Below are 23642 nucleotides of genomic sequence, written 5' to 3' on the forward strand. Positions count from 1 at the left end.
CGGGAGCGAGCCCCGCCCCCGAGTGGCCGCAGCCGTGGTGCAGCCGCCACGTCCGCGAATCGAGCAGCCGGTGACGCCGGCCCCTCAGCCTGCATCCATCGCGGATGCGGGCCCTGGGCTGAGTTTCGAATCGCTGATCGGCGGGCGCCTGCCGATCTGGATCGGCGGCGTCGCGCTGGTCCTCGCCGGTTTCTTCCTGGTTCGCTATTCGATCGAGGCCGGCCTGCTCGGCCCGACCACGCGTACGGTGCTTGCCGCCCTCTTCGCCTGCGCGCTGATCGCGGGCAGCGAGGTCACGCGGCGGATCGCCGCCACCCGCGACGATCCGCGCGTCGCGCAGGCACTGGCAGGCGCCGGCGTCGCGAGCTTCTATGCGACGCTCTACATGGCGGCGGCGATCTATCATCTGGTCGGGCCCGTCACCGGCTTCGGGCTGATGCTGGCGATCACCGCGCTGGCGCTGGCACTATCGCTGCGCCACGGGCCGCCGACCGCGATCATGGCGCTGGGCGGCGGGTTCATCGCGCCGCTGGTGGCGGGATGGAACGCGGCGGGCATCGGTCCGCTGCTCGTCTATCTCGGCCTGTTCACCGCCGCGATTTTCGGGCTGGCGGTCAATCGGCGCTGGGGCTGGCTGGCACTGGCGGCAACCGGGGCGGGCTTTGCCTGGGTCAACTTCCTGCTGGCGATGCTGGGCGGCGGCGACCTGGCGATGGTCGGCGGGTTCGTCGTGATCCTGGCGGCGGGGGCAAGCGCCGCGCTTCCGGCGACCGGGATCCGCACGCCCTGGCTGAGGCTGGCGCCGCTGGTGGCGGGACTGATCCAGCTGATCGCGATCGCGCCAGCGCTGCAGTTCGATGCGCTTGCCTGGAGCTTCTACCTCGTGCTGGCGGCGGCGGCGCTGTTCCTCGCCTGGCGCGACAGCGTGTTCCTGCCGGGTGCGCTCGCCGCGGTCGGGCTGCTTCTGCTGCTCGAGGCGCTGGCGCTGGTTCAGCCCGAACGCAGCGTCACTCCGGTCGCGGCCGTCATCGCAACGCTGATCTTCGCGGGCGCCGGACATGCGTTCGCGCGGCGCCATGCCGGCTGGGCGGCGATCGCACTTGCCGGTACGGCCGGGCCGGTGCTGATCGCGCATGGCTGTGCCGCGAATCTGCTGGCCTCGATCGGCTGGAGCGGGCTCGAACTGATCGCCGCCGCCGCCGCGGCCAGCCTCGCCTGGCGCTATCGCGACGAGCGACCCGCGCGCATCATGATCGCAGCGACCTTGGTGACAGGGCTGCTCGCCGCGATCGGGCTGGGCGTGCTGGTGCCGAGCGTCTGGCTTGCGGTCCCGCTGACCGCAGTTCTGGTCGCGCTGGCGCTATGGGCCCGCAAGGTGGGCGCGCCGGCGCTGTTCGAGCTGCCGACACTGCCGCTTGCTGCCGCGCTGATCGCTGCCACTCCGGTGCTGATCGCCCTCGCCACCGCAATCAGCGCGTCCCTGGTCGGCTCGGCGCAAGGCTTCACCCTGCTGCCGGGACCAATCGAGACGCTGCGTGCGCTCGCGCTTCCGCTGACTGCCGCAGCCGTCCTGCTGCTCACCGATCCACGCCAGTTCGGCAAGGCCCGGCCGGGGGTGGCGGGCGTGACCGTCGTGCTGGCGATCCTGGTCGCCTGGGTGATGGCGAAGCAGATCCTCCATCTCGACACGCCGCAGGCGCTGACGATGCGCGGCTTTGTCGAGCGGACGATCTTCACCCAGCTCTGCTTTGCCGCGGGCTGGGCATTGCTGACCCGCACCCGCCATGCTGCGCTCGGCTGGACCTTCATCGGGCTCGCACTCCTGCGCACGATCTGGTTTGACCTGCTGGCGCTGAACCCGGCCCTGGTCGGCCAGTGGAGCGGGCCGATCGTGCCGCTCCATCTCGCGGCGGCCGGCTTCTGGCTGCGGACCCTGCCGGGTGCGCGCCAGCGTCGCCTCGATTTGGTCGGTCTCGGCTTCATCCTCCTGGCGGTCGCGGCCGCGGTGCGCTGGCTGACGCATGGCTGGTTCCTCACCGGTCCTGTCTCGACGCTGGAGAATGGCGCCTATTCGGCCGCGCTGCTGGTGGTCGCCCTCCTGTGGCTGTGGCGCGGCATCGCGGGTGAGGCGAAGCCGCTGCGCATCGCCGGGCTCGCGCTGCTGACGCTCGTCACGCTCAAGGTGTTCCTGATCGACGCGGCCGCGCTCGACGGCATCCTGCGCATCCTGTCCTTCCTCGGCCTGGGCCTCGCGCTGATCGTGATCGGCTGGGCCTATGGCCGGTTCGTCGGCAAGGGCGCTGCACCCGCCACGGCAAATGCCGGCTTGCCGGATCGGGAAAACTGAGAAAGACTCCGCAACCTGATGGGTTAAGGGGAAGCCGCGATGATCACCGCCATCCGCGAGGTGCGCCGGGCCAAGGGGCTGACGCTCGACGACGTCGCACGAAGGTGCGAGCCCCCGACGACGGCGCAGACCATCGGCCGGCTCGAGACCGGCACGCGGACCGTCTCGGTCGGCTGGCTGAACCGTATCGCCCGCGCGCTGGGCGTCGAGGCGGCCGACCTGGTGCGGGTGACGGACCAGCCTGACCTGCCGGTCGCGGCCGTGCTCGATGCCGGCGGCGCACAGGCACCGCGCCGTGATGCCATGCTGACCCCGATCCGGGCCGAGCCCGGCACCGTTGCGGTCAGCGTGGCCGGCGGGATCGGCGAGTATCGCACGGGCGACGAAATCTGGTGCCGGCGACTCGATCCCGAGGATTTCGCCGTCGCGATGAACCGCGACGTGCTGGTGCCGCGGCCCGGCGGGCGCTTCGTGTTCGGGCGGCTGATCGGGCGCGAGGCACCGGCACGAACGGCGGACGGAACCGGCAGGCTGCACCTGCTCCCGCTGGGCGCCGGGGCCCGGCAACAGGTCGTCGCCGACCCCGCCTGGATCGGGTGCGCGATCCGGCTCGTCCGCCCGCTCTGAGCCCGTCCTGACCCCTTGCCGAACGCGCGAAAGAGGCGCATTCGAAAAGCATCAGGAGGGGTATCTGATGGCTTACAAATTCGCTGCTTTCGCCGCTGCCGCACTGCTTGTGGCCGCACCCGCTTTTGCCGAGGACTGGGACTTCGTCCTGACCAACAGCACCGGCAAGGGCATCAAGACGTTCGAGATCTCGCCGGCCGGCGCCAACAAGTGGCAGGCGAACAAGGTCGATCCCGAAATGAAGCGCGAGCCCGAGGTCAAGGATGGCGGCCGCACCACCATCCATTTCGACAAGGAAGGGTCGCAGTGCAAATATGACCTGAAGGCGACCTTCGGGGATGGCAGCAGCGCGACCTGGTCCGGCATCAACATCTGCGACGCCGCCTATGTCACGATCAAATACGCCAACGGCACGGCGACCTTCACCACCGGCTGAGTCGCATCACGCGTCGCGGCGACCGGCAGGTTCCGGCGCCGCGGCGGCGGGACATCGTCGATGCGGGATCCTGGTGGGCGCTGACGGGCTCGAACCGCCGACCCTCTCGGTGTAAACGAGATGCTCTACCAACTGAGCTAAGCGCCCGTGTCTCGGGAAGCCGCGCTTTAGGCGTTTTTCGCCGCGCGTCAAAGCCTATGCGAGACGATCTCGCGCTTTCGGCGCGTTCAGATGATCGGTAGCCCCTGGCGTCGCAACGCCGCCACATAGCCACGCATTCCGGCCAGACCCTTCTGACTGAGGGCGATATAGGCGCGGCGCCGGTCGCTGGGATCGGCGTGCCGCTCGAAAAGCCCGGCCTCGTTCAGCGTGCTTATCCAGCGCAGGGCCGTGGTCGGCGGGACCGCGGCGGCGATGCACAGGCTCGACACCGAGACCTGACGCCGCTCCAGCGCCGAGGCGTAGAGGTCGAGCAGCATGTCCCAGGCGGGATCCGCGAACAGCTCCGCCTCGAAATATTGGGCGCGCAGCCGACGCGCACGGATCGCGGTGCGGATCTCGCGCGGGCTGGCGTCTTCCGAGTCGTCCGGGCCCTCGCCGCGATAACCGCGACCGGGGTCGCGGACGCCGGATCCCGGATGCTCGCCGCGGCTCATCCGGGTGAGCGTCTCGGCAATGCGCGCGACCTCGTCCTCCCAGCGCGGCTGATCCGCCGCTGGCAGACCGCGCCCCGCCTCCACCGCGGCGACGCCGAATCGCGCCGCGGCGATCGCCGCGACGCGTTCGGCCAGCGACGGCGCGCTCAGCACCTTCGCACTGCCGCTCATCAGGAGCGAGGTGGCGAGATCGATCTGCGATTCGTTCACCGTCGCAACGATCGGGAGGCGATGCTCCAACGCGACCCGATTGGCCTGCGCCAGCACCGGCTCGACCAGCGCATCGGGGGCACCGGCCGCCTCAATCACGATCATCCGGCCATGGGGCCCGGACAGGGCGGCCACGGCGGTGTCGAACCCGATCCGCTCGTCCATCCGGACTTCGGCCAGGGCGAGCGCTTCCGCTGCCATCCGCCCCCCTTCCGCATCGCCCGCGATGACAAGCGCCTGGGAGAAATCCCGCTCAAACTCCAGCGCAACCGGCACCGGCCGATACTCATCCGTCATGATTATCTCGAATCGACATCGACTTGGGGATGCCGCAGCGTGCGGGGCGGCGAGAGTCCGACTCTCTCCATTTCGGAGCATTCAGGACGCTCGTACGCCCGGCACGCGGGGAGAAGGTACCGCGGCTTATTCGAAGATTTCCGCGGTGCGATAGGCATCGGCCTCGGGAACGTCGCCCTTTTCCTCGAGCAGTTCGCGGGCGGCACTGCCGACCACGCCATAGCCGAGCACGAAGGAAACCAGCGACACGACGACCAGGCCGACCATGGCGAACAACATGGTGGCGATCGACCCGCCCGACATGGCGCCGGCCTGTTCGATCGCGGCCGGGTCACCCGTGCGCATGGCCGAGGCCATCGCCAGGAAGGTCGAGCTGAAGAATACCAGCGCCAGCAGGATCACGATCAGCCACACGACCAGATAGGAGCCGAACAGCGTCCAGAAGCGCCCCTTGCCCAAGGCCCAACCCTCATCGATCGCGATGCGGCGACGGTAGAAGGTCATCGGGAAGATCAGCGAGAGCCGCACCATCACCCAGAGCAGCGCGGCGACGAAGCCCAGCATCAGCAGGATGCCGAACAGGCCGGCGAACGCGCTGTTGTTCCCCACGATCGCGCCGCCGATAAAGCCGAGGACCACCATCACCAGCATCATCAGCAGGTAGAAGATGATCAGGCCGACGACGAAGATGATCGCCAGCCCGACCATCCGGAATTCGTCGCTGCCGAGCCGAAGGAAGGCGAAGCTGCTCTCGCTCGGGCGCAACAGCGCTCGGTAGACGGCGTTGATCAGAACGATCGAAAGCAGAAACTGCATGAGATAGAGCAAGAATATGCCGAGGAAGAAGCCCCCGCCCGGCGCCATCATGGTCGTCGGATCCACGGGCTGCCCCGGCATCATCAAGCCGGCGCCCATGATCAGCCCGGCAAAGGCGTAGATCACCAGCATTCCGACGATATAGACGACGCCCCAGACCGCTACGGCCCCCGGCCGCTCGCGGATCAGGCCAAATGCGCCCCCGATGATCGAACCGACCGTTGCCATTCCATCCCCCTCACGATGTTACTGCGGGAAGGATCGTGGCCCGAACGACGGCGTTAGTCCAGAGACTTAACGATCTCCTCTACCATCTTCTTGGCGTCGGCGAGGAGCATCATCGTATTGTCCATGTAGAACACGTCGTTATCGACACCGGCATAGCCGACCCCGCCCATGCTGCGCTTCACGAACAACACGGTCTTGGCCTTCTCCACGTCCAGGATCGGCATGCCATAGATGGGCGAGCTCTTGTCGGTCTTCGCCGCCGGGTTGGTGACGTCGTTGGCGCCGATGACGAAGGCGACGTCGGTCTGCGAGAATTCGGAGTTGATGTCCTCCAGCTCGAACACCTCGTCATAGGGCACGTTCGCCTCGGCAAGCAGCACGTTCATATGCCCCGGCATGCGTCCCGCCACCGGGTGGATCGCATATTTCACGCGGACGCCATGTTCCTTCAGCTTGTCGGCCATCTCGCGCAGCACGTGCTGCGCCTGCGCCACCGCCATGCCGTAACCGGGGACGATGATGACCTGCTCCGCCTGGCTCATCAGGAAGGCAGCATCCTCTGCCGAGCCACGCTTCCACGGCCGGTCGGTCGCCGCGGCCGAACCGCCACCGCCGGCATCGCCACCGAAGCCGCCGGCGATGACGCTGATGAAGCTGCGGTTCATCGCGCGGCACATGATGTAGCTGAGGATCGCACCCGAACTGCCGACCAGCGCGCCGGTGACGATCATCGCGGTATTGTGCAGCGTGAAGCCCATCGCCGCCGCTGCCCAGCCCGAATAGCTGTTCAGCATCGACACCACGACGGGCATGTCCGCGCCGCCGATAGGAATGATCAGCAGGAAGCCGATGACGAAGCTGAGCGCGGTCACCGTCCAGAACACCCAGGGGCTCTGGTCGGTCAGGAAATAGCCGATCAGGCCGAGGATCGCCGCGAGCGTTCCCAGGTTGATGACGTGCCGGCCGGGCAGCATGATCGGCTTGCCCGACATGTTGCCGTTGAGCTTCAGGAAGGCGATCACCGACCCGGAGAAAGTGATGGCGCCGATCGCGATGCCCAGCCCCATCTCGATCCGGCTGACCTGATGGATCACGCCATTCTCGGCGATGCCGAAGGCCTCGGGGTTCAGGAAGGCGGCTGCCGCGACGAGCACCGCGGCCAGGCCGACCAGCGAGTGGAAGGCGGCGACCAGCTGCGGCATGTCGGTCATCGCGATCTTGCGGGCGATGACGAAGCCGATCACGCCGCCGATCGCGATCGCGCCGAGTATCTCGGGCAGCGCGGCGATCTCGTGCGTGACCAAGGTGGTGACGACGGCCAGCAGCATGCCGGCCATGCCGAACCGGTTGCCGCGCCGGCTCGATGCCGGGCTCGACAGTCCGCGCAGCGCCAGGATGAAGCAGACGCCCGACACCAGATAGGCGAGCGCGACCCAGGGATTCACCTCATGCATCGGCTCAGCCCTTCTTCTTGTACATGGCGAGCATGCGCTCGGTCACGGCGAATCCGCCGAAGATATTGATGCTGGCGAAGACGACCGCGACGAGGCCGAGCCATTTCGCGCTCGCACTGCCGCCTGCCGCCGCCGCGATCAGCGCGCCGACGATGATCACCGACGAGATCGCATTTGTCACCGCCATCAGCGGGGTGTGCAGCGCCGGCGTGACCGACCAGACGACATAATAGCCGACGAAACAGGCCAGCACGAAGATCGAGAGGATCGAGATAAAGTCCATGATTTACTCCTGATCCTCCCCGGCACGGGGAGGGGGACCAGCCGCAGGCTGGTGGAGGGGGCGCGAGGCAAGCGACAGGATTGAAGCAGTAACGTCAGCATTGAATCCGGCGTCGTGCGGGACGTGCGAACGATGTCCGCCCCTCCCCGTGCCGGGGAGGATCATCCGAGGAGCCTCTGATTCACTACCTTGCCGCCCTGGGTCAGGCGGATCGCGTCGCCGATTTCCTCGTCGAGCACCGGCTTGCCGGCATCCTTGTCCCAGAACGCCGAGAGGAAATTGTAGAGGTTGCGAGAGAACAGCGCGGACGTATCGGCGGCCAGCCGCGACGGCACGTTGCGGTGGCCGACGATCCGGACGCCGTGGCGCTCGACGATCTCTCCGGCGACCGCGCCCTCGACATTGCCGCCCTGTTCGACCGCCAGGTCGATGATGACGCTGCCGGGCTTCATCGTCGCGATCTGCGCATCGCTGATCAGCCTCGGCGCGGCGCGGCCGGGGATCAGCGCGGTCGTGATGACGATGTCCTGCTTGGCGATGTGCGACGACACCAGCTCGGCCTGCGCCTTCTGATACTCCTCGCTCATCTCGGTCGCGTAGCCGCCCGATCCCTCGCCCTCGATGCCAGCGACATTCTCGACGAAGATCGGCTTGGCGCCGAGCGACTGGATCTGCTCCCGGGTCGCCGCGCGCACATCGGTCGCGGACACCTGAGCACCCAGGCGCCGCGCGGTCGCGATCGCCTGGAGCCCGGCGACGCCCACGCCCATCACGAAGACCTTGGCGGCGGAAACCGTGCCGGCCGCGGTCATCATCATCGGAAAGGCGCGACCATATTCGGCAGCCGCGTCGAGCACTGCCTTGTATCCCGACAGGTTCGACTGCGATGACAGGATATCCATCGACTGCGCACGGGTGATGCGCGGCATGAATTCCATCGCCAGCGCCTCCAGCCCGGCGGCGGCATAGGCATCGACCCGCGCCCGATCACCGAACGGATTCAGCCCCGCGACGATCCAGGCGCCCGGCGCCACGCCGGCCAGCGTTGCGGGATCGGGGCCCTGAACGCCCAGCACGATGTCGGCTCCGGCCAGAACCGCCGCCCGGTCGCCCAGCGTAGCACCGGCAGCGGCATAGCCCGCATCATCGAATGATGCGCTCACGCCGGCACCGGCCTCGACCGCCACCTCGGCGCCAAGTGCGATGAATTTCTTGACCGTTTCGGGCGTAGCCGCGACGCGCCGCTCGCCTGCGGCGGCCTCCTTGACGACGGCGATCTTCACCTTAGCTGGCGATCAGCGCGACGACCCCCAGGGCGACGATCACGCTGATCGCCGTGCCCCAGGTCATCATCGTGACGAATCCGCTCCAAGTCTGGGTGTGCTGCTTGATCTCATGCGTCGCGTTCGGTTCGTCGGCCATGTGATCTCCCCTGATGTCCGTTGCGGGACTTCCTAACCTCGCTCAGGCTTAGCCTCAAGGGCCGCACCCTAAATCGCGCGCAAGCTGAACTTTACGTCCGCTCAGCGACCAACCAGCGCCTGATCGCGCAGTCCGCGCCACACGCGCAGCGCCTGGGCCGTCTCGTACACGTCATGGACGCGGATCAGCTGGCACCCCAGATCGGCACCTTTCAGCGCAAGCGCGATCGAACCGCCAAGCCGCGCCTCGGCCGGCGCCTCGTTCGACAGCGCGCCGATCATCCGCTTGCGGCTTGCCCCCAGCAGGACCGGGCACCCCAGGCCGTGGAACAGCGCCAGCCCGTTCAGGAGCGCCAGATTCTCGGCCAGCGACTTGCCGAAACCGATGCCGGGATCGATCAGGATCCTGGACCGGTCGACGCCGGCCGCTGCGACCGCCTCCACCCGTGCCTCCAGCCAGTCATAGGTCTCGATCAGCACATCGTCATAGCGGCCACCCATCACCCCGCCATGCGGCCCCTTTGCCGGATCGGGCGAGTGCATCAGTACGACGGGGCAGTTCGAGGCCACGACCACGTCGAGCGCCCGATCGTCCCACAGCAGCGCGGCCACATCGTTCACCACCTGCGCACCGGCGGCCAGCGCGGCCTGCATTACCCCGGCCTTGCGGGTGTCGATCGACACGGCCGCACCGCTGCGTGCCAGCCGTTCGATCACCGGGACGACGCGACGGATCTCCTCGCCTTCCCACACCGTCTCCGCGCCCGGGCGCGTCGATTCCCCGCCGACATCGACGATTGCCGCACCGGCGATGGTCATATCCACCCCCGCTCGTGCTGCCGCCTCGGGATCCTCGAGATGCGCGCCACCGTCCGAGAAGCTGTCGGGCGTCAGATTCAGGATGCCCATGACCAGCGGCTGATCGAGCCGAAGCGTCCGCTCGCCGAGTACCAGCGGCGCACGCGGCGCGGTTATCCGGGCGGCGATCGCATCGAGCACGGGGTCGGCCAGCGCGGCCAGGTCGCCGACCGGAAGTGTCGCGCGCTCCACGCGCTTGCCGGCCTCGACCGTGATGAGATCATAGGTGGCGAACCAGATCAGACCGCCCGCCAGCCGCGCCACCTGACCATCGCGTCCGATCGGCGAGTCAACGAACTGACTGGGCAGAAGGTAGCGTCGGGGGGCGGTGCGGTCGGTCATGACGCTCCCTTAACCCGGAGCTTCCGCATTGGCGACGACCACATGCGCGTCGCCGACTGGCCGACGATACCCCTGGCGGCGGCGATCAGCCCTCGCGTCCGACCGGGCTGACCAGCAGCTTGTCGATCTTGCGTTCGTCCATGTCGACGATCTCGAACCGCCAACCCTGCGTCACGAACACCTCACCTTCCTGCGGAAGATGCTTGAGCACCGACAGCGCCAGGCCGGCCACGGTCGCATAGTCGCGGTCCTCGTCCAGATCGAGGCCAAGCCGCTCGGCCAGCGAATCCGCCGGTGTCTGTCCTGCGACCAGCAAGGTGCCATCCTCGCGCACGACGATGTTCGGGTTTTCGCCAGGCGTCGCATCCGACGACAATTCGCCCGCGATCGCCGCGAGCAGGTTCGCCGGAGTCACGATTCCTTCGAAATGGCCATATTCGTCATGGACGAAACCCATCGGCACCTCGGCCCGGCGCAGCGCCCCCAGCGCGTCCATCGCATCGACCTGATCGGGAAGCACCGGCGCCGTGCGCATCAGCGCGCGCAGGTCGAGCGCATCGCCGCGGATCATCGCAGCGACGATATCGCGCGACTGGACCACGCCGACCACCGCATCAATCGACCCGTCGCCCACCGGCAGGCGGGTATGCGGCGTTTCGACCAGCGCCGCGCGGATGGCGTCATTGTCGAGATTGAGGTCGAGCCAGTCGACCTCGGTACGCGGCGTCATCACCTCGCGAACCGGCCGGTCGGCCAGGCGAACGACGCTGGAGATGATCGATCGCTCATGCTCCTCGATCACGCCTGACCGCGTTGCCTCCGCCACCAGCAGGTGCAGTTCCTCGGCAGTCACACGATTTTCCGACTCCCGGCTGAGCCCGACCAGACGGAAGACCAACGCGCTGCTCTTGTCGAGCACCCAGACGACCGGAGCGGTCGCCTTGCTGAGCCACAGCATTGGTACCGCGACCAGCACCGCGATCGGCTCGGGCGAGCGCAGCGCGAACTGCTTGGGCACCAGTTCGCCGATGATCAGCGAGGCGTAGGTGGTCAGCGCGATGACTATGGCGAAGCCGATCGTCTCGGCAGTCTGCGCCTCAACGCCCAGCAAATGGATTCGCTGCGCGGTCGGATGGCCTAGGCTGGCGCCCGAGTAGGCACCGGCAATGATGCCGATCAGGGTGATGCCGATCTGCACAGTGGACAGGAAGCGGCCGGGATCCGCCGCCAGCACCATCGCGGTGCGCGCACTGCGCTTGCCCGACCGGGCCATCGCCTCGATCCGCGCGGGACGCGCGGACACGATCGCGAGCTCCGACATGGCGAAGACGCCGTTGAGCGCGATCAGCGCGAAGATGATCGCGACATCGATCCAGGGAAAGGGTTGAAGCGGGCCCATCGATTCGCCCCTGCCATAGCGGCAAGAAGATGCCTTTCACAACCGCGCATCGCGCAAGCGCCCCGGGGCTTTCGATGCGGAGGTGGAACAAGACTCGCGGGGAGCGGGTTGCACCGGGATGACAATAATCAGGGGAGACTTCCGATGCGCACTCGTTTTCTGATCGCAACCGTGCTGAGCGCGGCGCTGCTGACCGGCGGCTGCATGATCGATCCGGTAACCGGCGAGCGGCGCGTGTCGAACACCGCGATCGGCGGCATCACCGGCGCACTGGGCGGCTATCTGCTGGGCGACATCGTGGGCGGCCGCAACGACCGTACCGAGAAGCTGGTCGGTGCCGGGCTCGGTGGTCTCGCCGGCGTGGCGATCGGGTCGTACATGGACCGGCAGGAGCGCGACCTGCGCGCCCGCACCGCGGGCAGCGACGTCCAGGTCATCCGCAACGGCGACGATCTGATCCTGCGCATGCCGTCGGGGATCACCTTCGCCACCGACAGCGCGACGATCGATCCGCAGTTCCGCCCCACGCTCGACCGCGTAGGCGAAGTGCTGGGCCAGTATGACCAGACCTATGTCGATATCTATGGTCACACCGATTCGACCGGGACGGACGCCTATAATCAGACGCTGTCGGAGCGCCGCGCCCGTTCGGTCGCCGATTATCTTTCGACCCAGGGCGTGCGCAGCGTGCGGATCGCGACGCGCGGTTTCGGCAAGACCCAGCCGATCGCGAGCAACGACACCGAGGAAGGCCGCGCCGCCAACCGCCGTGTCGAGATCAAGCTGGTCCCGATCGAGCGCGGCAGCTGATCAGGCCGTCACCCGCGGCGCTGTTTGAAGAAGTCGCGAAGCAGCCCGGCCGCCTCGCCTTCGCCGATGCCCGAATAGACATCGGGCCGGTGATGGCAGGTCGGCTGGGCGAAGACGTGCGCGCCATGTTCGACCGCGCCGCCCTTGGGATCGGCGGAGCCATAATAGAGCCGGGCGATTCGGGCATGGGCAATGGCGCCAGCGCACATGGCACAGGGCTCCAGCGTCACCCACAGGTCGCAATCCTCGAGCCGCTCGCGGCCAAGCAGCCGCGCCGCCTCGCGGATCGCCAGCATCTCGGCATGCGCGGTCGGGTCGCTCAGCCGGCGCGGCGCATTCGCCGCAACCGCCAATATCTGTCCGTCATGGACGACTGCCGCGCCGACGGGCACCTCCCCCGCCTCGGCGGCCGCGCGAGCGGCATCCAGGGCAGCGCGCATCGGATCGGGAAGCCGGAACATCGCACTGCACTAGACCAGGCGGTCGCCCGCGTCATCCGTCAGGCTGGCGCAGGTGCTTCACGCCGCGACATCAGCAACCAGAGCGCATGCGCCATGCCGGGCACGAACCCCAGCACCGTCAGCCCGATCGTGATCCAGAAATCGCGCGAGCCCCCGCGCCCGAGATAGGTCGCCAGGGGCGGCGCGAACACCGCCGCGGCGATCCGCCCCGGGCCAGCCGAGCTCACTTGTCGTCGACCGGCGTACCGTCGGCCTTCTTCACCTCGACCTTCGGCACCTCGATCGTCTTGTTCTCGGTGGTGAGGTCGATCGACCCGGTCTCCGCCTTCACCTTGGGCAACTGGCCGCCCTCGACCTTGATCTTCGGCATTTCGCCGGGCGCGGTCTGGACGTTGAGCAATCCGCTGTACATCAATACCACCGCGATCAGGGCAAGCAGGCCAACAAGGATCAGAATTCCGCGCATCGCAATCGTTCCCCATCGAATCGTTTGCGTAATAACGCCCGATTGATCATGAGGGTTGCGCGTCGGCAGTCAGATTCCTGGTCGAATCGGTTGACGCATTGTCCCAACCGGGGTATCGGCGCGGCCTTTCCGGCCCGGGTCTGCCCAGGTCAAAACCAGGATTTACAGCAATGTCGCGCATTTGCGAGCTGACCGGCAAGGGCCGGCAGGTGGGTAACAACGTTTCCCACGCCAACAACAAGACCAAGCGGACCTTCCTGCCCAACCTGCAGAATGTCACGCTCATATCGGATTCGCTGGGCCGCAGCGTGCGCCTGCGCGTGTCGACCCACGGCCTGCGTTCGGTCGAGCATGTCGGCGGACTGGACAACTGGCTGCTGAAGACCCGCGACGACGACCTGTCGCTGCGCTGCCGTCGCCTTAAGCGGGAAGTCCGCAAGGCGTCGACCGCCGATCAGGCTGCCGCCTAACCCATTCCGCTTGATGCGGATTGCGAGCCCGTTCTCCCTGCGGAGAGCGGGTCTTTCGCATGTCCGGGTCAGGGAAGATCCAGCCTGAACTTGAGCAGCAGCGAGTCTTCGAACCACATCTGGTTGTCGTCCGATGCGACCCAGAGGATCGTGTCCTCGCCCTCCCTCGTCACCGCCAGCGCCTCGAAATTGTCGTGCTGCACCGGAGCGGCGAAGGTCGCGATCTCGCCCCCGCGCACGACCGCATCCTTTCGGACGGCGCGTCCATCGACGATCACCAGCTTGGCGGTGAACAGGTCGCGCAGATTGAACTTGCGGTTGAGCACCAGCAGCCGCCCATCGGGAAGCTCGGCGATGTCGGTCGGGTCATAGCCCTCGGGCGGGACATAGGCCCATCGCTCGAACGGCGTACCGGGCTCGGTCGGATCGCCCAGGAAGCGTAGCGCCAGCCGCGCATCGCGCCGCTCGCGTGGCCGCGACATCTCGCTGATCACCAGAAAGACGCCACTGCGCAGGCGGACCATCGATTCGGGACCGCCATTGGGTGCCCAATGGGCCATCGCCGCGGGTTCTGCATGCGCTTCGAACCGGCCGTCCGCGGCGAACCGCCAGATCGCATTATATTGTTCGAAGCCGACCCAATATTGCCCGGTCGCCGGGTTCCAGGTCAGCGATTCGCTGTCGCGTTCGATCTTGAGCCAGCCTGTGCCCGGTCCACCCCTCAGTTCGCCGAACGAGACGTCCCGCGGAATCCAGTCGGCACCCATGCGGAACTTGAGCGTGTTGCCTGCGTCGCTGACGAGCATGAATCGCTCGCCGTCGACCTTCATCGCCGAAAAGCCGCCAAAAGACCGCTGGGTACCGCGCAGGCGGATGCCGCCCAGATAGGTCAGCGCGCCAAGCCGGGTGCGCGCAGGATCGGTCGGATCGAGCGCAACGCGGTCGACCATCAGAATCTCGCCCGGCTTGAACCGCTGGAGCGGCTCGGGCCCCGAGGTCGGGAAGTTCAGCCAGAGGAGAAAGAGGAGCAGCAGCCAGACACGCATCTGGGCCGTCATAGCGCCGATGCCCGTCCGCGACAGGGCAGAAAGCTGAACCTCAGATAACAAGCCCGTTCAGTTTCGAATCACGGGAACCGGATTAGAAACGAAACGTTGTTGGCGTACGAGTTCCCCTCGCGTGGTGTATCGAGGGTAGAGGGCCGGTCCGAAGGGACCGGCCCTCTTCGTTTGTGCGGCAAAGGTCGTGCGGCCGTTGGGCCGCACGCCGATCAGTACATGTGCTGGCCGCCGTTGATGCTCAATGTCGATCCGGTGACGAAGCCGCCTTCTTCCGAGCAGAGAAAGGTGACGCCGCGCGCGATCTCGGTCGCCTGGCCGAGGCGTCCAACGGGGATCTTCGCCACGATCTTTTCCAGAACCTCGGCGGGCACCGCCGCGACCATGTCGGTGTCGATATAGCCCGGCGCGATCGCGTTGACCGTCACCCCGGCACGCGCGCCTTCCTGCGCCAGCGCCTTGGTGAAGCCGTGAATGCCCGACTTGGCCGCCGCATAATTGACCTGACCATATTGGCCGGCCTGGCCGTTGATCGACCCGATATTGACGATCCGGCCCCATTTGCGGCTGCGCATCCCTGGGAAGGTCGCATGCGCCATGTTGAAGCAGCCGCCCAGGTTGATGCGGATCACATCCTCCCACATCTCGCGGCTCATCTTCAGGATCGTGCCGTCGCGGGTGATGCCCGCATTGTTGACCACGATGTCGACCGGCCCCAGCGCCGCCTCGACCTCGGCCACGCCCGCCGCGCAGGCGTCGAAATCGCCCACGTCCCATTTGAACGCCTTGATCCCGGTACGCTCGGTGAACTCGCGCGCCTTCGCGTCATTGCCGCCGTAATTGGCCGCAACCGTCACACCCTTTTCCTGAAGCGCAAGGCTGATCGCTTCACCAATTCCCCGTGTTCCGCCCGTTACGATCGCCACGCGTGCCATTCAGCTTCCTCTCTAAGGTAAGTAGATTTACGCAAAGGCTAGGCGGGCTCGATCCAGCCTGCAAGTTCCCGCCGCACCAGATTCGACACCATTTCCATGCCCGTTTCGCTGTCGTTGAGGCAGGGAAGATAGGCGAAGCGTTCCCCACCCGCGGTCAGGAAGCTTTCCCGGCCGCGAATCGACAGTTCCTCCAGCGTCTCGAGACAGTCGGCGGAGAAGCCGGGCGCCAGGATCGCGACCCGCTTCTTGCCCTCGCTCGCCAGCCGGACCAAGGTCGTGTCGGTCGCCGGCTCCAGCCATTTGGCCCGGCCGAAGCGCGACTGGAACGCCACCACCAGTTCGCGGCCCATCGCCTCGGACAACAGCCGCGCCGTCTTGCGGCAATGGCAATGATAGGGATCGCCCAGTTCCAGCGTTCGCTGGGGCATGCCATGAAAACTGGCAACGATCGCATCGGCCTCGAAATCAAGCGCGGCCAGCGACGCCTCGACCGAGGTCTTCAGCGCGGCGATATAGCCCGAATCGTCGAAATAGGGCGGCAGCGTGCGCAGCGCCGGTTGCCAGCGCATGCCTGCCAGCGCGGCGAACACCATGTCGTTGGCCGTCGCCGTCGTCGCGCCGCAATATTGCGGATAGAGCGGCGCGACCAGGATCCGCTCGCAGCCTTGCGCCTTCAGCGCGGCCAGCCGGTCTGCGATCGCCGGGCGGCCATAGCGCATCGCATGATCGACGATCGCGGCGTCGCCCAGCGCCGCCTGTAGCGCGCGTGCCTGCGCCGCCGTGATCGCGGCCAGCGGCGACCCGTCCTCGCGCCACACCTGCTGATAGGCATGCGCCGATTTTTTCGGCCGGGTGTTGAGGATGATGCCGCGCAGGATCGGCTGCCACAGCAGCGGCGGTATCTCCACCACGCGCCGGTCGGACAGGAACTCGGCGAGGTAGCGCCGCACTGCCGCCGCTGTCGGCGCGTCGGGGGTGCCGAGATTGATCAGCAGCACGCCGATCTTGTCGGTGGCGACGGGCGGATGGTCGGGAGGAAGGGTCATTCGATGTCCGACAAGAGGGGGAGCGAGCGGAGGCGGACGCCGCTTGCCGCCTGGATCGCGTTGGCGATGGCGGGCGCGACCACGGGTACGGCGAGTTCGCCCACCCCGCCCGGATCGGCATCGCTGCGCACGATCTCGATAGTGATATCGGGCGCATCGGCCAGTCGCGGCAGCGACAGGTCGGCAAGGTCGACCGCCGAGGCGAGATTGTCGGTGAAGCCGGTCGAGGCGCCAAGGGTGGCCGCCAGGCCGAAGATCAGCCCGCCCTCGATCTGCTGCTGGATCAGGTCGGGATTGATGATCCGCCCGACATCGACCACCGCCACCAGCCGGTCGACCTTGATCGTCCGCCCGGTCATCTGCGCCTCGGCCAGCAGCGCGACATGCGATCCGCGGAAACTGTGACAGGCGATCCCCTGGCCGGTGCCCGACCCGCCGCCCTGCCAGTTGCCGAGCTGCGCCGCGAGCTGGAGGCAGCGGGCGAGCCGGGCATTGCCGCCCAGCATCGACATGCGGAACACCAGCGCATCAACTTCGGCGACGTGCGCCAGCTCGTCGATGAAGCTTTCGGTGAAGAAGGCGGTGTAACTGTGCGAATCGGAACGCCAATGGCCGGTCGGCACGCCGATATCGGCGGGATGGTGATCGATCGCATAATTGGCGATCGCATAGGGTGGCACCGCACCGGACACCGCGGACGGGTCGATCGCGCCGGGAATTGCCAGCGACGTCGCGACCACCGGATCGCCGCCGAGCAACCGTTCGGCCAGCTGGCGCCCGGTCGCGGGCGCAGCGACCTTGGCGAGCCAGCCCGATACCGTCTTGGCGCCGACGACCTTGCCGGTCATCCGCGCCGCAGCGGCGGGACGGAAGCGATCATGGCGCAGATCCTCGACCCGCGACCAGGTCAGCTGGACCGGCCGATCGACCTTGGTCGCGATCACCGCGGCCTGCGCCGCGACCTGATGCTCCAGCTTGGCGCCGAACGATCCGCCCGCCATCACCGGATAGATCACGACATCGCCCTCGCTCAGCCCGACCGCGCGCGCCGCGGCCGCGCGGGCAAGCGCCGGGGCCTGGGTCGGGAGCCACAGCGATAGCCGCCCCTGGCTGTACGAGGCGGTGCAGGTCATCGGCTCGATCGCGGCATGGACTGCCAGGTTCACCCGATATTCGGACGAGACAACCCGCGCGCCGCGGAACTCGCTGGCGAGATCGCCTGCTTCCGCGATCCGCACCCCCTCGGCATCGAGCGCACCGATCAGTGCCTCGGCGATCGAATCGTCGTTGACCACCGTCTCCGGCACCTGGAAGCGCGGACGCATCGCCTCCAGCGCACGGTCGGCCGCCCACCAGGTATCGGCGACCGCCGCCACCCAGTCATTGGTCCGCACCACCGATCGCATGCCGGGGATCTTTCCTGCCGCGCCCTCGTCGACCCGGGCGAGCCCCGCCGATCCGACGGGTCCTTGCCGGATCGAGGCGTACACCATGTTCGGCAACCGGATATCCCCGGCGAAGTTGGCGCTGCCATCGACCTTGGACGGCACGTCGAGCCGCGGGACGGTCTGTCCCTGGAGCCGGTTGGCGTCGCCACTGCGCAGCGGCACCGGCTCGGCCACGTTCTGCCCCGCCGCATCTGCGGCAATCGCGCCGAAGCCGATCTTCTGGTCGCCATGGATCACCTGCCCTTCGGCGGTACCGCAGGCCTGCCAGTCGACGCCCCAGCGCGCCGCCGCCGCCTTGCACAGCGCGACGCGCGCTGCAGCGGCCGCCCGGCGGAGCATGTCCTCGAAATTGCGGATCGAACTCGACCCGCCGGTCAGCACCAGCGAGGCGCGCGCCGCATAGGTCCGCCGAAGCGAGTCCGACAGTCCGCCCAGCGCCGTCTCGAACAGCGTCGCAGCGCCCAGCGCGTTGGCGTAAAGCGGGTTGAGCGGCGCCGGCTCGACCCCGACCTGCGACCAGGACGCGCCCAGCTCGTCGGCGATGATCTGGGGAAAGGCGGTGAAGACGCCCTGCCCCATTTCCAGCTGCGGCACCGCGACGGTGATGTGACCGTCGGTGCCGATCTTGATCCACGCGCCAAACAATGTCTCGTTGGCGTCGGCGGTCAGGTTCGGCAGATAGGTGCGCGGCCAGACCGCCCAGGCCACCAGCAGGCCCACGCCCGCACCGCCCCCGATCAGCAGGCTTCTCCTGTTCAGCTTGAGCTTTCCGGAGCCCGTCTGCTCTCGCCTGTCCGCCATGCCGGCTGCTCTATCGTGCGGTCGCGCGACGCGCCAGTGACCGAAATGGTGTGTCATTTATTCAATACACTTGGGTTTGCCCGCGCCCGGGTCTAAGGACGACCCACATACCGACCCCGGGGGACCGACCACCGTGCTGCTTTCCGTGCTTTCCGCCGCTGCCTCCGACCACCTGACCTATACGGGCCTTGGCCTGGATCCGGTGGCGCTGAAGATCGGGAGCTTCGCGATCAAATGGTATTCGCTCGCCTATATCGCCGGCATCCTGATCGGCTGGTGGTATCTGCTGCGCCTGCTGGCCCAGCCCGGCGCACCGATGTCGCGCCGCCATGCCGACGACCTGGTCTTCTATGCGACGCTCGGCATCATCATCGGTGGCCGCCTGGGCTATGCGATCTTCTACGATCCCGCGCTGCTGGTGAACCCGCTCCAGTTCCTGAAGCTTTGGGAAGGCGGCATGTCGCTGCACGGCGGCGTCATTGGCACCACCGTCGCGATCCTGTGGCTGTCAAAGCGCAACGGCCTCAACTGGCTGCGCGTCCACGACTATGTGGCCTGCTGCGCGCCCTTCGGCCTGTTCTTCGGTCGCCTGGCGAACTTTGTGAACGGCGAATTGTGGGGCAAGCCAACCGAAATGGCCTGGGGCATCGTCTTCAACAATACCGTGGACGCAGGCCTTGTCGAACCGGCCCGCCACCCCAGCCAGCTGTACGAAGCCGGCCTCGAAGGGGTCGTGCTCTTCGCGATCCTCGCCTGGATGTTCTGGCGGACCAAGGCGCGCTACGAACCCGGCAAGCTCGTTGGCGTCTTCCTGCTCGGCTATGGCGCATTCCGCTTCTTCGTCGAATTCTTCCGCGAACCCGACAGCCAGTTCAAAAACACCTTCTTCGCGACGACGATTCACATGGGCCAGCTGCTGTGCCTGCCGATGATCGCCGGCGGCATCTACCTGATCCTGACCGCGAAGAAGCGGCGCCAGCGGGTCGAGCCGATCGCGGGCAGCGAGAGCGTCGCCTGACGCACATCCGCGGGGCCTCCCCAACGAGGCGCCGAGGCGATAGGGGGATCCGGTGACCGACACCGAACCCCTTCTTGCCGAACGCCTTGCCCGTGCGATCACCCTCGCCGGGCCGATCCCGCTCTCGCAATATATGGGCGCGGCAAACGCCCATTATTATGCGACCCGCGACCCGCTGGGGGCGCGCGGCGACTTCACCACCGCCCCCGAGATCAGCCAGATGTTCGGCGAGCTGGTCGGCCTGTGCCTTGCCGATCTGTGGGATCGCGCCGGCCGGCCCGAGGCGCGCTATGTCGAGCTTGGCCCCGGCCGCGGGACGCTGGCCTCCGACGCGCTGCGCGCCATGGCGCGCGCCGGGCTGAACCCGCCGGTCCATTTCGTCGAGAACAGCCCGACGCTGCGCGAGGCACAGAAGGAACGCGTGCCGGCGGCCGAGTGGAGCCTCGACCTGCTCGGCATCGCCGAGGACCGCCCGCTGCTCGTCGTCGCCAATGAATTTTTCGACGCGCTCCCCATCCGCCAGCTGATGAAGACGGGCGAGGGCTGGGTCGAGCGGCTGGTGGCCTGCCAGGACACGCTGTTCCTGCCGATCGCCGGCACCCGGTCGTTCGACCAGGTCATCCCGCCCGCGCTGCGCGATGCACCGCCCGGTTCGATCATCGAGACCTCACCGGCTTCGGTGGCGATCCTGCGGTCGCTCGCCGCGCGGCTGATGGCACAGGGCGGCGCGACGATCCTCATCGACTATGGCTATTCCGGCCCGGCGATCGGCGACACGCTCCAGGCGGTGCGCGGCCATGACTATGCCAACCCGTTCGAGATGCCGGGCGAGGCCGACCTGACCGCCCATGTCGATTTCGGCACGCTCGCCGAGGCGGCCCGTGCCGAAGGCCTGACCGTCCATGGTCCGGTCACGCAGGGCGCGTTCCTGAAGGCGCTCGGCATCGACGCGCGCGCTCAGTCGCTTGCCCACGCCCAGCCCGATCGTGCCGCCGACATCGCGACCGACCGCGACCGGCTGGTCGAGGACGAGCAGATGGGCGAGCTGTTCAAGGTGATTGCACTGACCGCGCCCGGCTGGCCCGTACCCGAGGGATTCCAATGATCGACTATCGTCCTGCCGCCCCGGCCGACGGCCCCGCCCTGTCCGCCGTGGCCAGCGAGAGCTTCACCGAAACCTTCGGCCATCTCTATCGGCCCGAGGATCTGGCCCAGTTTCTCGACCAGACCTTCGGCCCCTCGGGCCTGCCCAGCCAGATCGGCCACCCCGATTTCACCATCCAGGTGGCAACCGACACCGACCGCGTCGTCGGCTTCGCCAAGATCGGACCCGTCGCCTTTCCCGGCGACTGGTCGGACAGCGATATCGAGCTGTACCAGATCTATGTCCTGTCGGGCTGGTTCGGCAGCGGCATCGGCGCGGCGCTGATGGACTGGGCGATCGAAACGGCACGAGCACGCGGGTTCAGGCGACTGGTGCTCAGCGTGTTCATCGACAATCACCGCGCGCGTCGCTTCTATGCGCGATACGGCATGCGGGAGGTCGGACGCTACGAGTTCAAGGTCGGAAACCATGTCGACGAGGATGTGCTGATGGTGCTCGACCTGTGAGCGACGCGGTCGACGTCATCCGCGCCCGCGCGCTCGGCGGAGTCGCGCACGGCTTTCTCGGCCGGCGCGGCGGCGTGTCCACCGGCATCCTGTCGGGACTGAATGTCGGCACCGGATCGAGCGACGATCCCGCCGCGATCGCCGAGAATCGCCGACGGGCGACCGAGGCAGTCGTGCCGGGCGGCCAGTTGGCCACCGTGTTCCAGATCCATTCGGCCGAGGCGGTTGTCGCGACCGAGGCCTGGCCGATCGACGCCCGGCCGCATGCCGATGCGCTGGTCACCGACCGGCCCGGCCTGGCGCTCGGCATCCTAACCGCCGACTGCGCACCGGTGCTGTTCGCCGACCGCGACGCGGGCGTCGTCGCGGCGGCGCATGCCGGGTGGAAGGGCGCGATCGGCGGGGTGACCGATTCGACGATCGCCCGGATGGAGCGGCTCGGCGCGCACCGCGACCGTATCGCGGCAGCGGTCGGCCCCTGCATCGCCCGCGCCAGCTATGAGGTTGACGAGGGCTTTCTCCGCCGCTTCCTCGACGCCGATCCGGAGAATGAGCGTTTCTTCGCCGCCGGCCGCCCCGAGCATCACCAGTTCGATCTCGAGGCCTATGTCGCCCACCGCCTTGCCGCGGCGGGGATCCGCCGGATCGAGACGCTGGGCGAGGACACCTATTCCCAGCCCGATCGTTTCTTCAGCTATCGCCGGTCCACCCACCGGTCGGAGCCCGATTACGGACGGCAGATTTCGGTGATTGGTATCATTTGAGACGTTTCTTGAGCGTCTCGCATGCGTTAGAGCCGGGACCCAAGGAGACTTTGAATGACCGACGAGACCGAGGCCGAACTGACCGGCACAACCCCGCGCGTCCGCCCCAAGCCGCCGATCGACGAGGTCGGCGGTCGCAAGCTGAAGCCGTCGACGCTGATGATGGGCCATGGCTATGACCCGGTCCTGTCCGAAGGCTCGCTGAAGCCGCCGGTGTTCCTCACCTCGACCTTCGTCTTTCCCAACGCCGCCGCCGGCAAGCGCCATTTCGAAGGCGTGACCGGCAAGCGTCCGGGCGGTGCCGAAGGCCTGGTCTATTCGCGCTTCAACGGCCCGAACCAGGAGATCCTCGAGGACCGGCTGGCCGTTTGGGAAGAGGCCGAGGACGCGCTCGCCTTCTCATCGGGCATGTCGGCGATCGCCACCCTGTTCCTGTCGATGGTGAAGCCGGGCGACACGATCGTCCACTCGGGCCCGCTCTATGCCGCGACCGAGACGCTGATCGCGCGCATCCTGGGCCGCTTCGGCATCCACTGGCTCGACTTCCCGGCAGGCGCGACGCGTGAGGAGATCGATGCGGTCCTGTCCAAGGCGGCGACCGGCAATGTCGCGCTGATCTATCTCGAATCGCCGGCCAACCCGACCAACGCGCTGGTCGATGTCGAGGCGGTGGCGGCCAGCCGCGACGCGATCTTCACCGGGGCGAGCAAGCCGCCGATCGCGATCGACAACACCTTCCTCGGGCCGCTCTGGGCACAGCCGCTCAAGCAGGGCGCGGACATCGTCGTCTATTCGCTGACCAAATATGCCGGCGGCCATTCTGACCTGGTGGCGGGCGGCGTGCTCGGCACCAAGGAGCACATCAACACCATCCGTTCGATGCGCAACACGATCGGCACCATCTGCGACCCCAACACCGCCTGGATGCTGCTGCGCAGCCTCGAGACGCTGGAATTGCGGATGAGCCGCGCGGGCGAGAATGCGGTCAAGGTCTGCGCCTTCCTGCGCGATCACCCCAAGGTCGAGCGCGTCGGCTATCTTGGCTTCCTCGAAGAGGGCAGCCGCCAGGCCGACATCTACAACCGGCATTGCACCGGCGCCGGCTCGACCTTCTCGCTCTATCTCAAGGGCGGCGAGAAGGAGGCATTCGCCTTTCTCGATGCGCTGAAGATCGCCAAGCTGGCGGTCAGCCTGGGCGGCACCGAGACGCTGGCCAGCCATCCCGCGGGCATGACCCATTTGTCGGTGCCCGAGGCGCGCAAGCAGGCGCTGGGCATCACCGACAATCTGGTGCGCATCTCGATCGGTGTCGAGGATGCAGACGATCTGGTCGCCGACTTCGAGGAAGCACTGAAGGCGGTTTGAGGAAACGGGCTCCGG

The 23642-nt window shown here is 67.4% G+C and carries 25 protein-coding genes and 1 tRNA gene; 10 read left to right on the forward strand and 16 right to left on the reverse strand.

What is annotated here, in order from left to right; translation table 11 throughout:
• Nucleotides 1–22: 22 nt before the first annotated feature.
• The 3 genes from ACZ1H8_RS06445 (at nt 23) to ACZ1H8_RS06455 (ending at nt 3410) form a co-directional block, all read left to right on the forward strand.
• The gene (locus ACZ1H8_RS06445; protein WP_465180520.1) at nt 23–2347 is read left to right on the forward strand and encodes a DUF2339 domain-containing protein; all 2325 of its coding nucleotides are present in this window, start codon (nt 23–25) and stop codon (nt 2345–2347) included.
• A 39-nt stretch (nt 2348–2386) separates the two neighbouring features.
• A complete protein-coding gene (locus ACZ1H8_RS06450; protein WP_465180521.1) occupies nt 2387–2974 on the forward strand; it encodes a helix-turn-helix domain-containing protein in 588 nt (195 codons plus the stop codon).
• 67 nt (nt 2975–3041) lie between these two features.
• On the forward strand, nt 3042–3410 hold the full coding sequence (locus ACZ1H8_RS06455) for a hypothetical protein (RefSeq protein ID WP_465180522.1): 369 nt from the start codon (nt 3042–3044) through the stop codon (nt 3408–3410).
• 71 nt (nt 3411–3481) lie between these two features.
• Here the strand turns inward: ACZ1H8_RS06455 and ACZ1H8_RS06460 are convergent.
• The 9 genes from ACZ1H8_RS06460 to ACZ1H8_RS06500 form a co-directional block, all read right to left on the reverse strand.
• A tRNA-Val gene (locus ACZ1H8_RS06460) sits at nt 3482–3557 on the reverse strand.
• An 80-nt stretch (nt 3558–3637) separates the two neighbouring features.
• The gene (locus ACZ1H8_RS06465; protein WP_465180523.1) at nt 3638–4573 is read right to left on the reverse strand and encodes a hypothetical protein; all 936 of its coding nucleotides are present in this window, start codon (nt 4571–4573) and stop codon (nt 3638–3640) included.
• A 126-nt stretch (nt 4574–4699) separates the two neighbouring features.
• Nucleotides 4700–5617, reverse strand: coding sequence for a hypothetical protein (locus ACZ1H8_RS06470; protein WP_465180524.1), 918 nt, complete (start codon nt 5615–5617; stop codon nt 4700–4702).
• Nucleotides 5618–5670: 53 nt separating this feature from the next.
• Entirely contained in the window at nt 5671–7071 is a 1401-nt protein-coding gene (locus tag ACZ1H8_RS06475; RefSeq protein WP_465180525.1) for an NAD(P)(+) transhydrogenase (Re/Si-specific) subunit beta, read from the reverse strand.
• Between the two features lie 4 nt (nt 7072–7075).
• Nucleotides 7076–7354, reverse strand: coding sequence for a proton-translocating transhydrogenase family protein (locus ACZ1H8_RS06480; protein ID WP_346244731.1), 279 nt, complete (start codon nt 7352–7354; stop codon nt 7076–7078).
• 161 nt (nt 7355–7515) lie between these two features.
• Complete coding sequence (locus ACZ1H8_RS06485; protein WP_465180526.1) at nt 7516–8637, reverse strand: NAD(P) transhydrogenase subunit alpha; 1122 nt, start codon at nt 8635–8637, stop codon at nt 7516–7518.
• 1 nt (nt 8638) lies between these two features.
• Nucleotides 8639–8776 carry an aa3-type cytochrome c oxidase subunit IV gene (locus ACZ1H8_RS06490; protein ID WP_465180527.1) on the reverse strand — a complete coding sequence of 46 codons (138 nt, stop codon included), beginning with the start codon at nt 8774–8776 and terminating at the stop codon, nt 8639–8641.
• A 101-nt stretch (nt 8777–8877) separates the two neighbouring features.
• Nucleotides 8878–9975 (reverse strand): dihydropteroate synthase, encoded by a 1098-nt coding sequence (folP, locus tag ACZ1H8_RS06495; RefSeq protein WP_465180528.1) that lies wholly within the window; start codon nt 9973–9975, stop codon nt 8878–8880.
• Nucleotides 9976–10060: 85 nt separating this feature from the next.
• A complete protein-coding gene (locus ACZ1H8_RS06500) occupies nt 10061–11374 on the reverse strand; it encodes a hemolysin family protein (RefSeq protein WP_465180529.1) in 1314 nt (437 codons plus the stop codon).
• A gap of 144 nt (nt 11375–11518) precedes the next feature.
• On the opposite strand from ACZ1H8_RS06500, the gene ACZ1H8_RS06505 reads away from it, so the two are divergent.
• The gene (locus ACZ1H8_RS06505) at nt 11519–12184 is read left to right on the forward strand and encodes a YiaD family glycine zipper/OmpA-like lipoprotein (protein ID WP_465180530.1); all 666 of its coding nucleotides are present in this window, start codon (nt 11519–11521) and stop codon (nt 12182–12184) included.
• A gap of 8 nt (nt 12185–12192) precedes the next feature.
• On the opposite strand, the gene ACZ1H8_RS06510 is transcribed toward ACZ1H8_RS06505, so the two are convergent.
• The 3 genes from ACZ1H8_RS06510 to ACZ1H8_RS06520 are packed head-to-tail and all read right to left on the reverse strand — an operon-like array spanning nt 12193 to nt 13111.
• A complete protein-coding gene (locus tag ACZ1H8_RS06510) occupies nt 12193–12645 on the reverse strand; it encodes a nucleoside deaminase (RefSeq protein WP_465180531.1) in 453 nt (150 codons plus the stop codon).
• Nucleotides 12646–12683: 38 nt separating this feature from the next.
• Entirely contained in the window at nt 12684–12872 is a 189-nt protein-coding gene (locus ACZ1H8_RS06515; RefSeq protein ID WP_465180532.1) for a YqaE/Pmp3 family membrane protein, read from the reverse strand.
• Nucleotides 12869–13111: a hypothetical protein gene (locus tag ACZ1H8_RS06520; protein ID WP_465180533.1), complete on the reverse strand. Its 243-nt coding sequence runs from the start codon at nt 13109–13111 to the stop codon at nt 12869–12871. Before ACZ1H8_RS06520 ends, ACZ1H8_RS06515 begins: the two co-directional genes overlap by 4 nt.
• Before the next feature lie 170 nt (nt 13112–13281).
• Here ACZ1H8_RS06520 and rpmB point away from each other — a divergent pair, with 170 nt between their 5' ends.
• Nucleotides 13282–13581, forward strand: coding sequence for a 50S ribosomal protein L28 (gene rpmB / locus ACZ1H8_RS06525; protein ID WP_465180534.1), 300 nt, complete (start codon nt 13282–13284; stop codon nt 13579–13581).
• Between the two features lie 68 nt (nt 13582–13649).
• Here the strand turns inward: rpmB and ACZ1H8_RS06530 are convergent, their stop codons facing one another.
• The 4 genes from ACZ1H8_RS06530 to ACZ1H8_RS06545 form a co-directional block, all read right to left on the reverse strand.
• Entirely contained in the window at nt 13650–14627 is a 978-nt protein-coding gene (locus tag ACZ1H8_RS06530; RefSeq protein WP_465180535.1) for an esterase-like activity of phytase family protein, read from the reverse strand.
• 224 nt (nt 14628–14851) lie between these two features.
• Nucleotides 14852–15574 (reverse strand): acetoacetyl-CoA reductase, encoded by a 723-nt coding sequence (phbB, locus tag ACZ1H8_RS06535; protein ID WP_465180536.1) that lies wholly within the window; start codon nt 15572–15574, stop codon nt 14852–14854.
• A gap of 38 nt (nt 15575–15612) precedes the next feature.
• Nucleotides 15613–16620, reverse strand: a complete 1008-nt coding sequence (gene hemH / locus ACZ1H8_RS06540) for a ferrochelatase (RefSeq protein ID WP_465180537.1) — start codon at nt 16618–16620, stop codon at nt 15613–15615.
• Nucleotides 16617–18869 carry a xanthine dehydrogenase family protein molybdopterin-binding subunit gene (locus ACZ1H8_RS06545; RefSeq protein WP_465180538.1) on the reverse strand — a complete coding sequence of 751 codons (2253 nt, stop codon included), beginning with the start codon at nt 18867–18869 and terminating at the stop codon, nt 16617–16619. The genes hemH and ACZ1H8_RS06545 overlap by 4 nt, the downstream gene beginning before the upstream one ends.
• A 133-nt stretch (nt 18870–19002) precedes the next feature.
• Here ACZ1H8_RS06545 and lgt point away from each other — a divergent pair, with 133 nt between their 5' ends.
• The 5 genes from lgt to ACZ1H8_RS06570 are packed head-to-tail and all read left to right on the forward strand — an operon-like array spanning nt 19003 to nt 23627.
• A complete protein-coding gene (lgt, locus tag ACZ1H8_RS06550; protein ID WP_465180539.1) occupies nt 19003–19887 on the forward strand; it encodes a prolipoprotein diacylglyceryl transferase in 885 nt (294 codons plus the stop codon).
• A 52-nt stretch (nt 19888–19939) separates the two neighbouring features.
• The gene (locus ACZ1H8_RS06555) at nt 19940–20992 is read left to right on the forward strand and encodes a class I SAM-dependent methyltransferase (RefSeq protein ID WP_465180540.1); all 1053 of its coding nucleotides are present in this window, start codon (nt 19940–19942) and stop codon (nt 20990–20992) included.
• Complete coding sequence (locus ACZ1H8_RS06560) at nt 20989–21498, forward strand: N-acetyltransferase family protein (RefSeq protein ID WP_465180541.1); 510 nt, start codon at nt 20989–20991, stop codon at nt 21496–21498. The genes ACZ1H8_RS06555 and ACZ1H8_RS06560 overlap by 4 nt, the downstream gene beginning before the upstream one ends.
• Entirely contained in the window at nt 21495–22262 is a 768-nt protein-coding gene (gene pgeF, locus ACZ1H8_RS06565; RefSeq protein WP_465180542.1) for a peptidoglycan editing factor PgeF, read from the forward strand. The genes ACZ1H8_RS06560 and pgeF overlap by 4 nt, the downstream gene beginning before the upstream one ends.
• 54 nt (nt 22263–22316) lie before the next feature.
• A complete protein-coding gene (locus tag ACZ1H8_RS06570; protein WP_465180543.1) occupies nt 22317–23627 on the forward strand; it encodes a cystathionine gamma-synthase family protein in 1311 nt (436 codons plus the stop codon).
• Nucleotides 23628–23642 lie beyond the last annotated feature (15 nt).

This window comes from Sphingomonas sp. BL-S-25 (assembly GCF_055521555.1).